This window comes from Streptomyces sp. AJS327, assembly GCF_013450295.1.
Classification (GTDB): Bacteria; Actinomycetota; Actinomycetes; order Streptomycetales; family Streptomycetaceae; genus Streptomyces.
Genome location: NZ_SKBR01000004.1, coordinates 618,867 through 633,262 on the forward strand (window position 1 = coordinate 618,867; position 14,396 = coordinate 633,262).

Below are 14,396 nucleotides of genomic sequence, written 5' to 3' on the forward strand. Positions count from 1 at the left end.
GGGCGAACCGCTCAAACGCCCGTTCCCCCGCGGTACTCGGGGATACCGCGCATCGGGGGCCTCTCCTCGGCCTCGACGGGCCACGTGCGCGGAGCGAAGCCGCCCGAAGGGCCGCGGTCGAACTGGGTGAGCCGGAGGTTCCGGGGCGCCCTGCCCAGCCGCCGCTCGGCGGTGGCGAGGATGGCGGCCGCCATCCTGCCCAGCGCCCGCGCGTCCTGGTGCCTGTGGTGCCGCACGCCCACGTCGACCTGCGCCAGCGCGTCCAGGCCGGCCAGCTCCAGCGCGTCGACCAGCAGTCCCAGCTCCACGCCGTAGCCGACCGGGAAGGGCAGCCGCTCCAGCAGCTCCCGCCGGGCCGCGTACTCCCCGCCGAGCGGCTGGACGAAGCCAGCCAGCCGAGGCCAGTGCAGGTTGATCAGGGGGCGGGCGACCAGCTCGGTCACCCTCCCGCCGCCGCTCGGACTCCCCTCCCGTCCCTGGCCGTCCCCGTCCCGCCCACCGGACGCCGTCCCGGACACTCCCGCCTCCTCCCCGGCTCCGGCCAGGGACGAGCCGACCTCGGACCCGGGCTCGGACCCGGACCCGCTCTCGGCCCCGGCCCCGGCACCCGACCAGATGCCGGACTCCGTTCCGGACTCCGTACGGGACCCGGCTTCCGCCCCGGCCTCTGACCGGGGCGCGGACGGAGTCGGGGGGCTGGTGGGGGAGGAGTCCGTCGTGGGCTCGTCCGGCACGCTGCCCAGCGGACGCTCGTACATCGCCTTCACCAGCCGAAGACTCGGATCGGCCAGCAGGGGACCGACGATCCCGGTGACGAAGGCGGGGGAGAAGCTGGTCAGGTCGGCGTCCACGAAACAGACCAGGTCGCCCTCGGTGACCAGTAGTGAGCGCCACAGCACCTCGCCCTTCCCGAGCCGGGCGGGCAGCCGGGGCAGCACCTCGTCCCGGTGGATCACCTTGGCTCCCGCTGCCGCGGCCACCTCGGCCGTGCGGTCACTGGAGCCCGAGTCCATCACCACCAGCTCGTCCACCAGCGGAACGTCCCCGGTCATCAGCTCGCCGCGGATCACGGACGCTATCCGGCCGACCGTCCGCTCCTCGTTCAGCGCGGGCAGCACTACGCTGACCGTGTCCCCCGTCCGCCGTTTGTCCGCGAGCAGGCGCTCCAGCGGCCAGTCGGCCGCGGTCCAGGAGCGGCACCGAAGCCAAGAGCCCACCTCGTCGAGCACGTTCGCGCCTCCTGGAAGATCAATCTCGCGGAACGGACAGCTGGTTCCGAGCAGCCCGTTGTCGGTTACAGTCTTGAGCAACGCGCATGACCACGGCGTATCGGGGTCCGCGTGTCACAAACGCCCGACGGCCCTCCCGTCGTCGGAAGGCGACGCGCGTCGGCGCCGATCGGCATCCGCCGATCTCCGTCGACGTACCGGTCGCTGTCGGTGCCATACAGCTCATCCAGAGGGGCAGAGGGATCCGGCCCGTTGAAGCCCCGGCAACCCTCCCGCGCGCACTCGCTCATTCCTGCGAGGCCGCCGTGGGGAAGGTGCCAATTCCGGCCCGAAGTGAAATACGCCTCGGGGAAGATGAGGAAGGGCCTCGCTTTTTATGGCTGTGCACACCGCTGCCCCCGACGCGCCCGCCGCGCGCGCTACCTCCGCCGATTTCGGTCCCGCCACGGCGCTGTCCTGTCGCGAATGCGGAGAGCGTTTCCCGCTCAGCCCGATCTTCGCCTGCGAGAGCTGTTTCGGCCCGCTGGAGATCGCCTACGAGCTGCCCGTCGGCGACCCCGAGGCGCTGCGGCGCCGCATCGAGTCGGGTCCGGACAACATCTGGCGCTACGCGCCGCTGCTGCCGGTCCCCGCCGACGTGGCGGCCCACCCGAACATCAACCCCGGGTTCACGCGGCTCGTCGAGGCCCGGAACCTCGCCCGTGAGCTGGGCGTCACCGGCTCGCTGCACGTCAAGGACGACTCCGGTAACCCGACGCACTCCTTCAAGGACCGGGTGGTGGCCATCGCCGTCGAGGCCGCGCGGACCTTCGGCTTCACCACCCTCTCCTGTTCCTCCACCGGCAACCTGGCCGGAGCGGTGGGCGCGGCGGCGGCCCGCGCGGGATTCCGCTCCTGCGTCTTCATCCCGCACGACCTGGAACAGGGAAAGGTCGTGATGGCCGCCGTCTATGGCGGAGAACTGGTCGGCATCGAGGGAAACTACGATGACGTGAACCGCTTCTGCTCGGAACTCATCGGAGATCCGCTGGGTGAGGGCTGGGGCTTTGTGAACGTCAATCTCCGGCCGTATTACGGCGAGGGTTCCAAAACGCTCGCCTACGAGATCTGCGAACAGCTCGGCTGGCGACTTCCCGACCAGATCGTCATTCCCATCGCGTCCGGTTCCCAACTCACCAAAATCGACAAGGGGCTGAAGGAACTCATCCAGCTCGGTCTGGTGGAGGACCGTCCCTACCGGATTTTCGGCGCGCAGGCCGAGGGCTGCTCACCGGTTTCCCGGGCGTTCAAGGAGGGCCACGACGTGGTCCGTCCCGTCCGGCCGGACACCATCGCCAAGTCCCTGGCGATCGGCAACCCGGCCGACGGCCCCTACGTCCTCGACATCGCCCGCCGGACCGGCGGAGCGGTGGAGGACGTGACAGACGCCCAGGTGGTGGACGCCATCAAGCTGCTCGCCCGTACCGAGGGGATCTTCGCCGAGACCGCGGGCGGCGTCACGCTCGGCGTCACCCGGAAGCTGATCGAGGCCGGCGCGCTCGACCCCACGCTCAGCACCGTGGTGCTGAACACGGGCGACGGCCTCAAGACGCTCGACGCGGTGGCGCCCAGCTGCGGCCCGTCCGCCGTGATCAGGCCCAGTCTCGACGCCTTCCGCGCCGCAGGACTCTCCGGGTGAACCGGGCCGCTCCCCGGCGGCCCACCACCCGGCGGAACCGGTAGGCGATCGGCCGCCCGGGACCGAGCCCGGCACCGGCGGGGGCTCCGGACCACGCGACGGACCGCGTCCCACCCGTTGCCCCGGAACGGCCCAGGACCGTCCGTACCGCCACGAAGCCGGCACGGACCGGATCAGACCAGATCAGACCAGATCGGACGGGACCGGACCGGCTGCGACCGAACGGATCGGACCCGGAGCCGAGGGCCGACGCCTGGCGAGGGCCCGAGGGTGTCGGAGGTGAACGTCGGTGGGCCGGCGGCGCGGGCTCCGGTCGCCCGGCTCCGCGGCCGACCGGGCGTCGCCACCGCCCCTCGGCGCGGTGCGGCGTGGAACCGGGAAGTGGCCGGACGGGCGGGCGCGACCGTCCTGACCCGAGCCTCGTCCGGTGGGCGCGGCGCGCGAGCCGCGTCCATCCCGTACCCCGTACCCCTCGTCAGCCTGCGTTCAGCCCACGAGCCCGTATATCCCGCACATCCCGTGATTCCGGACGAATCCCATCTGTGTCGCGGACGGTGCGGAACACCGTGAACACCACACACATCGCAGAGAGAGTGAATCGCATGAGCGTCAACGTCCGAATCCCGACCATCCTGCGCACCTACACCGGGGGCGAGTCCGAGGTGACCGCCGACGGCGGAAAGCTCGCCGAGGTCCTGGCTGACCTGGAGAAGAACCACCCCGGAATCGCCGCCCGGGTGCTGGACGACGAGGGCAAGCTGCGCCGCTTCGTGAACGTCTACGTGAACGACGACGACGTGCGTTTCGAGCAGGGTCTGGAGACGCCGACGCCGGACGGTGCCGGGGTCTCGATCATCCCGGCCGTCGCGGGGGGCGCGCGCTGACGCGCCCCTCCCGAGGTCCCACGGTGGTCCCGGGGCCCGCTCGGTCCCGGGGCCACCGTCGTACGGAGGTCACGCCCGGTGGCAGGGGGTCGCGCGGCCTCTCGGAGATGGGCGTGAGCACCCGTTCCGAGACGGTAGAGTGGCAGCATCCCCCAGCTCCACTTGTGTCAAACACATATGAGATCGCGACAAGTTGTGCCCGAAATCGGAGCGGCATTTGTCGTGTTGGTGGTGTTTGCCGGGCCCGAGTTGCCCCGCTTTTCCCCGAATTCAGCGGTAATCGGTAAAAGGCCGCGCCCAGAATTCTCGTCCGATTGACCTGTTGCACTGGGCGTCCGTCCAGATACATTCAGCGGCGGTCGACGCGTTCCGGCGCACACCTCCGTCCATCCGGAGGTGAGGTCTGACCCGGGTTCGTGAAGTGCGGGCTCGTGCAAGGGCCAGTAATAGGGGAGTTAGGAATGGCTCAGGGCACCGTCAAGTGGTTCAACGCGGAGAAGGGGTACGGCTTCATCGCGGTCGACGGTGGTGCGGACGTGTTCGTCCACTACAGCGCGATCCAGATGGACGGCTACCGCACCCTGGACGAAGGACAGCGGGTCGAGTTCGAGATTTCGCAGGGTCAGAAAGGGCCGCAGGCGGACATGGTCCGTGTGACGGGCTGAGCGCCGACCACATACTGCGCTGACTGAAGGTGGGGCCGCATCCCTCGGGGATGCGGCCCCACCTGTGTGCCCGCCCGTGTCTCCTGGTTGGTCTCCCGGCCACCGCCCTCGGGTGGCGCCTGCGGCGCTTGCACTCTGAGGGGGTGAGTGCTAATCATGGGCGTTAGCACTCACAGCATGAGAGTGACAGAAGGACCGGGTCGGTGAGGTCCGCAAGCCGGGTGGGGCAAGGGACCGCCGGGCGGTGGGCCGTCCGTCGCGGGCGCCAGCGCGGTCCGGAGCAATCCACCCCTCACCCGTGGGCTTCGGCCGCGGGCGGGACCTCCAGGGAGGACCACTTCACATGGCCAAGATCATCGCGTTCGATGAGGAGGCGCGGCGCGGCCTTGAGCGCGGTATGAACCAGCTCGCTGACGCCGTCAAGGTCACGCTCGGCCCGAAGGGCCGCAACGTCGTGCTGGAGAAGAAGTGGGGCGCCCCCACGATCACCAACGACGGTGTCTCCATCGCCAAGGAGATCGAGCTCGAGGACTCCTACGAGAAGATCGGCGCTGAGCTGGTCAAGGAGGTCGCGAAGAAGACGGACGACGTCGCCGGTGACGGCACGACGACCGCGACCGTCCTGGCCCAGGCCCTCGTCAAGGAAGGTCTGCGCAACGTCGCCGCGGGCGCCAACCCGATGGCGCTGAAGCGCGGCATCGAGCGCGCCACCGAGGCCGTCTCCGCCGCCCTGCTGGAGCAGGCGAAGGACGTGGAGACCCGCGAGCAGATCGCCTCCACCGCCTCCATCTCCGCCGGTGACCCGCAGATCGGCGAGCTGATCGCCGAGGCGATGGACAAGGTCGGCAAGGAAGGCGTCATCACCGTCGAGGAGTCGCAGACCTTCGGGCTGGAGCTGGAGCTCACCGAGGGCATGCGCTTCGACAAGGGCTACATCTCCGCCTACTTCGCCACCGACATGGAGCGGATGGAGGCGGAGCTGGAGGACCCCTACATCCTCATCGTCAACTCCAAGATCAGCAACGTGAAGGACCTCCTTCCGCTGCTGGAGAAGGTCATGCAGTCCGGCAAGCCGCTGCTGATCATCGCCGAGGACGTTGAGGGCGAGGCCCTGTCGACGCTGGTCGTCAACAAGATCCGCGGCACCTTCAAGTCCGTCGCCGTGAAGGCCCCGGGCTTCGGTGACCGTCGCAAGGCCATGCTCGGTGACATCGCCATCCTCACCGGTGGTCAGGTCATCTCCGAGGAGGTCGGCCTCAAGCTGGAGAACGCCGGTCTGGAGCTGCTGGGCCGCGCCCGCAAGGTCGTCATCACCAAGGACGAGACCACGATCGTGGACGGCTCGGGCGACACCGACCAGGTCGCCGGTCGCGTCGCGCAGATCCGCGCCGAGATCGAGAACTCCGACTCGGACTACGACCGCGAGAAGCTCCAGGAGCGCCTCGCGAAGCTGGCCGGTGGCGTGGCCGTCATCAAGGCCGGTGCCGCGACCGAGGTCGAGCTGAAGGAGCGGAAGCACCGCATCGAGGACGCGGTGCGGAACGCCAAGGCCGCCGTCGAGGAGGGCATCGTCGCCGGTGGTGGCGTGGCCCTGCTCCAGGCTTCCAGCGTCTTCGAGAAGCTGGAGCTGGAGGGCGACGAGGCCACCGGTGCCGCCGCCGTCAAGCTGGCGCTGGCCGCCCCGCTGAAGCAGATCGCCGTCAACGCCGGCCTTGAGGGCGGTGTGGTCACGGAGAAGGTGCGCAACCTGACCCCGGGCCACGGCCTGAACGCCGCGACTGGTGAGTACGTCGACATGCTCGCCGAGGGCATCAACGACCCGGCGAAGGTGACGCGTTCGGCGCTCCAGAACGCCGCCTCCATCGCGGCGCTGTTCCTCACCACCGAGGCCGTCATCGCCGACAAGCCGGAGAAGGCCGCCGCTGGTGCGGACGCTGCCGCCGCCGGTGGCATGGGTGGCATGGACTTCTGATCCAGCCGCGCGGGCCGGGTTCGGGCACCGCCCGAACCCCGGCCCATCCGGTCCGCTCCGAGGGCGGCACCCCCACGCGGGGTGCCGCCCTCGGCGTGTGCGGGCCGCTGTGGCGAGGGCCGCCGGGGTGGCTCCGGCCCGTGGCCCGCGGTGTGGACTTGACCCTCACCCCGTGTCAGACCCTGCACTGGAAGCACCATGTTCACCATCGGAGACTTCGCCCGGCACGGCAGCGTCTCGGTCCGCATGCTGCGGCACTACGACGCCATAGGTCTGCTGCGCCCCGCCCACACCGACCCCGTCACCGGGTACCGCTTCTACGAGGCGGCCCAGCTCAGCCAGCTCAACCGCGTCATCGCGCTGAAGGATCTCGGGTTCACGCTCGACCAGGTCCGCTCGATCCTGGACGAACGCGTCGACGTCGAGCACCTCTGCGGCATGCTGCGGCTGCGGCGGGCGGAGCAGGAGGCGGCGGTGGCCGAGGGGGCCGCGCGGCTGACGCGGGTCGAGGTGCGGCTCCGAACCATCCAGCGAGAGGGCCACATGAACGAGCAGGACGTTGTCGTGAAGACGCTGCCACCGGTGCGGGTGGCGGAACTCAGCGGTACCGCCGAGGGGTTCGGACCGGAACACATCGGGCCGGTCATCCAGCCGCTGTACGAGGAGCTGTTCCGGCGCCTGGAGCGGGCCGGGGTCACCCCCTCGGGTCCCGGCGTCGCTTACTACGAGTGCGCCGAGGACGACGTGGCCGTCACCGTGCACGCCGGGGTGACGGTCTCGGCCGCGCCGGACGCGCGGTACGACTTCGACGTTGTCGACCTGCCCGGGGTGGAGCGCGCGGCGACGACCGTGCACCACGGCTCGATGGACCGGGTCGCCCCCACGCACCAGGCCCTCGGCCGCTGGATCGAGGCCAACGGCTACCGCTCGTACGGGAACTCCCGTGAGCTGACGCTGGAGTGCGACGGTGACCCGGAGACCTGGGTGACCGAACTCCAGGAGCCGGTCGTCCCCGCCTGACCGGCTTCCGACCACCCCTGACCGCCCTCTGTCCGGCTCCTGAGCTACCCCTGGCCGGTGAGGACCGTCTCCTGGGGGCGGGCCGGTCGACCGGCGGATTGACGGATCCGGCAGCCCGGTTGGGCAGGTGCGTGGCCGTTGGCCGGGCGGAGGGAGGCGGGTGGTCGGCCGGTCAGGAGGACGGGCGTTCGGCGCGGTCCCAGTCCAGCATCCGGTAGATGTACTCGGCGCCGAGCCCGTAGGTGCCGCCGTGCGTCCGGGCGATGTCCCCGACGGCGGACGAGGTCGCGGTCCTGGCCCAGTCCCGCTGGAGTTCCAGCAGGTACTGGAGCCAGGTCAGCGGCGCGACCCCAGCCAGCATCAGACGCTGGATGGCTCGTTCGTGCGCCTCGGTGCTGACGCCCCCGCAGGCGTCGGCGACGACGTAGACGTCGAACCCCTCGTCGACGGCGCAGAGCGCGGGCAGGACCACGCAGACCTCGGTCCACAGCCCGGCGAGCACGAGTTTGGGGCGGCCGGCCTCGTTGACGCGCAGCCGCACCCGCTCGTCCTCCCACGGGTTCATCGTCGTGCGGTCGATCCAGGTGTCCGCGTCGGGGAACACCTCGCGGACGCCCTGGAACAGCGGCCCGCTGAAGTGCCGTTCCATGACGGTGGTGACGATGGTCGGCACCTCGAACAGCGCGGCTGTCCTGGCCAGTCCGTGGGTGGCGTTGATGACCATCTCCATCGAGTGCGAACCGACCGCGAACCCCATCTGGCTCTCGTGGTCGATCAGCATCAGTGTGTGGTTGGTCGGGGTCAGCAACCGGTCCGATACGGGTGCCCTGTGTGCCGTGCTCACGGTGTTCCTCCTGCGCTCCTGGTGTGCCTGACCCCGGCGTGCCGGACCGGGCGGAGGCCTCGCCCGTCCGCCCGGTCCCGTCCGCCCGGCCTGTCCGTCCCGGCCTGTCCGTGCTGTTCGCCCCCGCTTCCACCCCGATGGGTCACCGTCCGGTCTGGCCGTTTCCAACTGTTCGGCCTGTTCGGCCTGTTCGGTCTCGTCCGGCTGGTCACCCGGGGTGTCCGAGGTCACGGGGTGTCGGGACGTCGAGGCGTCGGGCCGCCGGACCGCTGGAGGTGGGCGAGGTGGGTGGTGAGGGGCGGGGAGTGGTCCCTTCCGGGTGGTGTGCCGGGTGTCCGGCGGGTCGGCTCGGATTGTCGACGCCGTCGCCCGCCGGGCCAAGCACCGTCCACCCACGGCGCGCCCGCCCGGCGCTGCCCTCTTGGCCGGAGCCGTGGGGTCAGACGCCGGCGGGGGTGCGGGGGCGGGGGCCGCCCGCCGTGTCCGGGCCGTCGGGGTCGTCCGGGCCGCCGGTCCCGTCCGGTCCTCCGGCTCCGTCCGGGTCGTCCGGCTCGTCGTGTCCCTCGGGGGTGTTCGGGTCGTGCGGGGGGTGAGCCGCGACCGGGGAGCCGGGGCCGGTGTGGCGCGGACGGGCGGTGGGAGCCTCCGGGTGGAGGATCGCCGCCGGGTCCGGGCCACCGTGCGCCATGCCGGACGGATCCGGGCCACCTCTTGCCGGGCCGGACGCGGCGGCCCCGGTCCGCGGGGGGCGTCCGGTGGCTTCGGCTGGGACGGGGGTGGCGGGCGCCGGTCCTCCGGTGGCCGCCGGTGCCGGTGCCGGCGCGGACGGGGGCGCGGGTGCGGGATCGGGGGCGGCGGGGGTGGAGTGGGGGGCGACCGCCGTGCTCTCGGTGGTGGCGTTGAGTTCGGTGAGCATCTGACGGGTGAAGCCGAAGCAGTAGGTGAGCCCGAAGCCCGCCAGGTAGCCCGCGAGCAGTCCGGCGCCGTAGACCGCCGCGCTCGTGCCCAGTCCGGTGTCCCCCTTGAGGAGGGGGAACAGCGCCCAGCCCGAGGGGCCGATCGCGGTGGAGCCGACCGCGCCGCCCAACTGGTAGCAGAGACCGATGACCCCGCCGCCGACGGCACCGCCCAGGCAGGCGGTGACGAAGGGGCGGCCGAGCGGGAGGGAGACCCCGTAGATCAGTGGTTCCCCCACGCCGAGGAACCCGGCGGGCAGCGCCGAGCGGATCGTCCGGCGGATCGAGGCGTTCTCCCGCAGCCGCAGGTAGACGGCGATGGCGGCGCCCACCTGGCCCGCTCCGGCCATCGCCAGGATCGGCAGCAGCACGGTGAATCCGTCCTGTTCGATCAGGGTGGTGTGGATGGGGATCAGCGCCTGGTGCAGCCCGAGCATGACCAGCGGCAGGAAGAGCCCACCGAGGACGAGACCCGCGACGGCTCCGCCGTGCGCGAGCAGCCAGTCGGCGAGACGGCCGATCCCGGTGGCCACCTCACCGGCCAGGAACATCAGCCCGAACAGCGTGACGAGGCCGGTGACCAGGAGCGTCACGGTGGGTGTGACGAGCACGTCCACCGCCTCGGGTACCACCCTGCGGCAGCCCCGCTCCAGGAACGTGGCCAGCAGGGCGGCGCCGAGCGCGCCGAGCACCCCGCCCTGTCCCGGGGAGAGCCGCTCTCCGAGGACGGACACCTCGGAGACCCCGGCGAAGACGATGACGCTCGCAGCCGCGCCCCCGAGTACCGGGGTACCGCCGAACTCCCGTGCGGTGTTGATCCCGACGAACACCGCGATCAGTGACATGAACCCGGCGCTGATCGCGTTCAGGGCCGGGGTCAGTCCAGGCAGCCAGCCCGCGTTGCCCAGTACGCCGCTGAGCCCCGCGACGATGCCCGCGCCGATCAGCGCCGGGATGAGCGGGACGAAGATGTTGGCGATCCGGCGGAGCAGCAGCTTCACCGGGGTCGCGTTGCGGCGCTTGCGCTCGGCGCGCAGCGCGGCCCCCTCCGCCGCCAGGCTCTCCGCCGTGGGGGCCGGTCCGTCCGCGTCGGCCGCCCCCCGGGTCGTACGGTTCGGGGTGGCGCCGTCCGGGGGCGTGCCGCCGCCGTGTGCCGTGTCGTGTGGGGGCTGGCCGTGGGGGGCTGCGGGATTGGCGGGGTGTGGGTGGCGGGGGTGGTCCGCGCCGCCGGGCGGGGCTGACGCGGGGGTGGTGGGGCCGGTCGACGCCGCGCGCTCCTCGTGGAGCAGCGCCTCGAAGGCCGGGGCGATCCGGGCGACCTTCCCGGGGCCGAGGACGATCTGGTAGGTGTCGTCCTCCACCACGCCGAGCACCGCGGGGAGCGCGGTCAGGGCCTCGTCCTGGACGAGGGAGCGGTGGACGAGGGTCAGGCGCAGGCGGGTCATGCACTGCGCGACGGAGGTGACGTTCCCGGCGCCTCCCACCAGGGGGAGAATCGCCGCCGCGATCTCACGGTGCTGCTGGTCGCTCATGACACTGGCGCTCTTCCGTGTGGGGGCGCGTGCTCTTGGGAGCGAACGTAGGACACGGAATGGTCGCTATTCGGCAGAAACGTGTCAGAAACGGAAGCAATTCGGGCACGGTCCCGGGAGTCCGTCGGGTACCCCTCCAACGGCCGAGCGGTGCGGGGCGGGCCTCAACGACGGGCGGGGGCGGGGCGACACCGCGACCGAGCGCGGTGGCCCGGTGGGCTGATGGGGGTCAGGTGGGCCGGGCGGCGCGGGTCGGCCAGCCGGGGTCCGGTGGGGCGGGCCGGCTCGGGTGAGTGGGCAGCGGGCGGCGCGTCGACGGTGCGTCACGCGCCGTCCGCCCGCACCCCACTCCCATGGACCGGCGACCCGTCAGGCGCGGTGCTCGCCGGGCGGTCCCGGGACGGCCAGCCCCCCGGCTGGCCGTCCCCGGTCGCCGCCGCCGTACCGCGTGCCGGTGACGCTGGGTCACCGGTCCATGGGTGCTCAGGCCGCGGCGGCGCGGAGTGCCACCCGGAGGTGGCCGTGGGCCTCGTCGAGCAGACGGGCCGCGGTGGGGCCGTCCACGGAGCCGAGGATCGCCAGGATCGCGTGCTTCACCTCGCCGTCGGTGGCGGCGAGCGCCCGCTCGATCTCCTCGTCGCTGGCGCCCGTGGCCAGCTGGACGATCCGCCGGGAGCGCGCGCGGAGCTTCTCGTTGGACGCCCGTACGTCGACCATCAGGTTTCCGTAGGTCTTACCGAGCCGGATCATCGTGATCGTGGAGAGCATGTTGACGACCAGTTTCTGCGCGGTTCCGGCCTTCAGCCGGGTGGAGCCCGTCAACAGCTCGGGTCCGACGACCACTTCGATACCGTGCTCCGCCTCCGCGGCCAGCTCGGAGCCCGCGTTGCAGGACAGTCCGATGGTCAGCGCGCCGTGCGCGACACGGGCGTGCCGGACGGCGCCGACGGCGTACGGGGTGCGGCCCGAGGCGGAGACGCCGACCACGGTGTCGTCCGCCGTCAGCCGAAGGGAGTCCAGGTCGGAGGCGGCCAGTTCGGCGCTGTCCTCGGCGCCCTCGACCGAGGACACCATGGCGTCGGTGCCTCCGGCGATCAGCCCGACCACCTGTCCGGGCGCGGTGTTGAAGGTGGGTGGGCACTCGCTGGAGTCGAGCACCCCGAGGCGGCCCGCGGTGCCCGCCCCGGCGTAGACGAGACGGCCGCCGCGCGCCATCCGTTCGGCGGTCGCGTCGATGGCTTCGGCGATACGGGGCAGCTGCTGGGCCACGGCGTGCGGCACCGTGACGTCCTCGCCGTTCATGATCTTGGCGATTTCCAGCGTGGTCAGTTGGTCGATATCGGACAGGTCACTGCGGAACGCCTCGGTGGTCAACGTCTCCATCTGGGCGCGCAGGGTGCCGTTCGGCCCGGGGGCCTCGGCGTGGGAGGGCGTGGTCATGGCGGTGCGGCTCTCTCCGGGCTTTCTCTGAGACATGCTCGCGGGGTTCTCGGCGTCGGTGCTCGTGGGGCGAGGTGGGTGGTGTGGTTCCCGGGCCCGCGCGTCCGCGTCGGGCGCTGTCGCGTCGGCGTCCCGGGCACCACGGTCCGCGCTCCGGGCGTTCACGTCCGTGCTGTGGGCACGGAGGTCAGTGTCCTGGGCTGGTGCGTTCGCTGGGTCTTCGGCTCGCGTTGTTCTGGGTCCGTTTCGATTCGTTGGTGGCTTCGGTCCTGGCGGATGACGGATCGCGGGTGACGGATCGAGGACGGGTGAGGGATCGCGGAGGAAGGCGAGCGGGTGACGGTCCCGCGGCCGGCGCACCAGGTACGAGGCGCCCGGCGTTCCGATGGGCGGGCGGGCCCCGGCTCGGCTCACGGGCGGGGGCGCGCCCAGCGTCCGGACGGTGGACGGGAAGGGAACGGGCGCGTGGGCCGGGACACGGACCGCCCCCGCCGCCTTCCCCGCCCCCGACCTCGCGCGAGAGGGGCCATCGCACGACCGCCGGACGGGGGACCGGGGGCGCCGGGCGGACCGCTGGAGGGAGCGCCGGGCGGCCGAACGCCGCGACTGGGAGGGGGCGCGGGCCGGGGGCGCGGAGGGTGTGGGCGCGGGCCGGGGCTCGGCCGACGCCGCGTGAAGGGGTGGCCACCGGACGGGAGTTGATGGAGGAGGGCGCCTCGCCGCCGCCGGATGAGGGGACGGGGGGCCGAGCGCCGCTCGCGGCGGAGGGGTGGGCCCGGTGGGACGGGGCGGAGCGCCGCTCCGGCACCGGGCTACAGTGCGGCTCCCCGGCGTCCGGATCCCCGGACGCGGGGCGGCCACAGGCGGCTCCCCGGGGGGTACGCCGGGGGGTCGATGAGGTCAACGGGTGCGCGGGCGCGGCGAGTGACGGTGCGCCAGTGCCTCGTAGGAGGCGGACAGCGCCGGGGCGGTCGTCTCGTAGGTGCGCTGGGCGACTCCGATGAACAGACAGTCCACCACGAACAGTTGGCTCGTCCGGCTGGACATGGCGGCCGGGCGCAGCTCGCTCTCGCGGGCCGTCGAGGTCGTCAGCACGTGGTCGGCGTACTGGGCGATCTCGCTGTCCGGGCGTCCGGTGATGGCGATGGTGACGGCGCCCCGGTCGAAGGCCACCCGAAGGGGCTCGATCACGTCAACGGTGCTGCCCGAGTGGGTGATCGCGAGCGCCACGTCCCCCGCGCGGAGCTGGACGGCGGTGGTGACGGCCAGATGCGGGTCGGCGTGCGCGTGGGTCACGCTGCCGATCCGGAGGAGCTTCTGCGACAGGTCCTGGCCCACCAGCGCGGAGTTGCCCACCCCGTAGATGTCGATGCGCCGGGCGGTGGCGAGCGCGGCGACCGCCGCCTCGACCTGCGTGGTGTCCAGCCCGGCCGCGGTGTCGGCCAGCGTCTGCTGCTCGTCCAGGGCGACCTTCGCGACGACGTCCGAGATCGGATCGTCCACCGCGATGTCGGCGGTCACCGACGGCGCGGCGCCGGAGGCCTGTTGGGCGGCGAGCCCGGCGAGGGCCAGCCGCAGATCCCGGTACCCGGGGTAGCCCAGCAGACGCGAGGTGCGGACCACGGTCGCCTCGCTGGTACCGGTGCGCTCGGCGAGCCCGGTCACGGTGAGTTGGGCACAGCCCGCCGGATCGCCCGCGACGGTCTCCGCGACGCGTTGCATCGAGCGCGTCATCGAAGGCGCCATGGTGCGGACCTTCGCAGCGAGCGCGCCGGGAGACGCGCGCATGGCGGCCGGCGTCTCGCTTCCCCGAGCGGCGAAACTTTCCTTCAGGTGGCTCATCACAGGCGGAACATATTTTCACTCGGAGGGGGCGGTCAAGGAGTCGCCGCGAGGAATTTCGCGCCGCTGAGCACCGCCCGTCCCGCGTTCCGCGTCCGAACCGCCCGCCGTGGACTCGCTGTTAGCTCCAGTTCACTTGTGTGCTCTCCCGTGGAGCCGCACCGGTAGGTCCACGCGCTCGCTGTTCACGGCCTTACGGGTGCGTGTCCACGGTTCGTGGTTCGCGTCCGTTACGAGTGTGGGGCGCGTGACGCGTGTGCGGAGCAACCCGTGGGGGCGTTCCCGTGCGCGTCCGGGCATACCGGGTCTCCGGCCGCACTCTGATCCAATGGAC

The 14,396-nt window shown here is 72.0% G+C and carries 10 protein-coding genes and 1 riboswitch; of the genes, 5 read left to right on the forward strand and 5 right to left on the reverse strand.

The window, feature by feature from the left end:
- Window positions 1–11: 11 nt before the first annotated feature.
- Window positions 12–1,310, reverse strand: coding sequence for a glucosyl-3-phosphoglycerate synthase (locus tag E0L36_RS28040; protein WP_258016539.1), 1,299 nt, complete (start codon window positions 1,308–1,310; stop codon window positions 12–14).
- Window positions 1,311–1,448: 138 nt separating this feature from the next.
- A riboswitch (SAM riboswitch) is annotated at window positions 1,449–1,590 on the forward strand.
- A 15-nt stretch (window positions 1,591–1,605) separates the two neighbouring features.
- On the opposite strand from E0L36_RS28040, the gene thrC reads away from it, so the two are divergent.
- The 5 genes from thrC to E0L36_RS24495 all read left to right on the forward strand — a co-directional run bounded on the left by thrC (window position 1,606) and on the right by E0L36_RS24495 (window position 7,448).
- A complete protein-coding gene (gene thrC / locus E0L36_RS24475) occupies window positions 1,606–2,907 on the forward strand; it encodes a threonine synthase (protein ID WP_180931424.1) in 1,302 nt (433 codons plus the stop codon).
- A 602-nt stretch (window positions 2,908–3,509) separates the two neighbouring features.
- Window positions 3,510–3,791, forward strand: coding sequence for a MoaD/ThiS family protein (locus tag E0L36_RS24480; RefSeq protein ID WP_180931425.1), 282 nt, complete (start codon window positions 3,510–3,512; stop codon window positions 3,789–3,791).
- Window positions 3,792–4,252: 461 nt separating this feature from the next.
- Window positions 4,253–4,456 (forward strand): cold-shock protein, encoded by a 204-nt coding sequence (locus E0L36_RS24485; protein WP_016472377.1) that lies wholly within the window; start codon window positions 4,253–4,255, stop codon window positions 4,454–4,456.
- Window positions 4,457–4,799: 343 nt separating this feature from the next.
- On the forward strand, window positions 4,800–6,428 hold the full coding sequence (gene groL / locus E0L36_RS24490) for a chaperonin GroEL (protein ID WP_180931426.1): 1,629 nt from the start codon (window positions 4,800–4,802) through the stop codon (window positions 6,426–6,428).
- Between the two features lie 198 nt (window positions 6,429–6,626).
- Window positions 6,627–7,448, forward strand: coding sequence for a MerR family transcriptional regulator (locus E0L36_RS24495; RefSeq protein ID WP_180931427.1), 822 nt, complete (start codon window positions 6,627–6,629; stop codon window positions 7,446–7,448).
- A gap of 172 nt (window positions 7,449–7,620) precedes the next feature.
- On the opposite strand, the gene E0L36_RS24500 is transcribed toward E0L36_RS24495, so the two are convergent.
- The 4 genes from E0L36_RS24500 to E0L36_RS24515 form a co-directional block, all read right to left on the reverse strand.
- Window positions 7,621–8,292: a hydrolase gene (locus E0L36_RS24500; RefSeq protein ID WP_308416918.1), complete on the reverse strand. Its 672-nt coding sequence runs from the start codon at window positions 8,290–8,292 to the stop codon at window positions 7,621–7,623.
- 439 nt (window positions 8,293–8,731) lie between these two features.
- On the reverse strand, window positions 8,732–10,780 hold the full coding sequence (locus tag E0L36_RS24505; protein ID WP_180931428.1) for a PTS transporter subunit EIIC: 2,049 nt from the start codon (window positions 10,778–10,780) through the stop codon (window positions 8,732–8,734).
- A 483-nt stretch (window positions 10,781–11,263) separates the two neighbouring features.
- Entirely contained in the window at window positions 11,264–12,220 is a 957-nt protein-coding gene (murQ, locus tag E0L36_RS24510) for an N-acetylmuramic acid 6-phosphate etherase (protein ID WP_180931429.1), read from the reverse strand.
- 900 nt (window positions 12,221–13,120) lie between these two features.
- Window positions 13,121–14,065: a MurR/RpiR family transcriptional regulator gene (locus tag E0L36_RS24515; protein WP_374705585.1), complete on the reverse strand. Its 945-nt coding sequence runs from the start codon at window positions 14,063–14,065 to the stop codon at window positions 13,121–13,123.
- Window positions 14,066–14,396: the final 331 nt, after the last annotated feature.

Coding starts and splice junctions, on each gene's coding strand:
- E0L36_RS24480 (WP_180931425.1), top strand. CDS start 3,510: ATGAGCGTCAACGTCCGAATCCCGACCATCCTGCGCACCTACACCGGG.
- E0L36_RS24495 (WP_180931427.1), top strand. CDS start 6,627: ATGTTCACCATCGGAGACTTCGCCCGGCACGGCAGCGTCTCGGTCCGC.
- E0L36_RS24505 (WP_180931428.1), bottom strand. CDS start 10,780: ATGAGCGACCAGCAGCACCGTGAGATCGCGGCGGCGATTCTCCCCCTG.
- E0L36_RS24485 (WP_016472377.1), top strand. CDS start 4,253: ATGGCTCAGGGCACCGTCAAGTGGTTCAACGCGGAGAAGGGGTACGGC.
- thrC (WP_180931424.1), top strand. CDS start 1,606: ATGGCTGTGCACACCGCTGCCCCCGACGCGCCCGCCGCGCGCGCTACC.
- murQ (WP_180931429.1), bottom strand. CDS start 12,220: ATGACCACGCCCTCCCACGCCGAGGCCCCCGGGCCGAACGGCACCCTG.
- groL (WP_180931426.1), top strand. CDS start 4,800: ATGGCCAAGATCATCGCGTTCGATGAGGAGGCGCGGCGCGGCCTTGAG.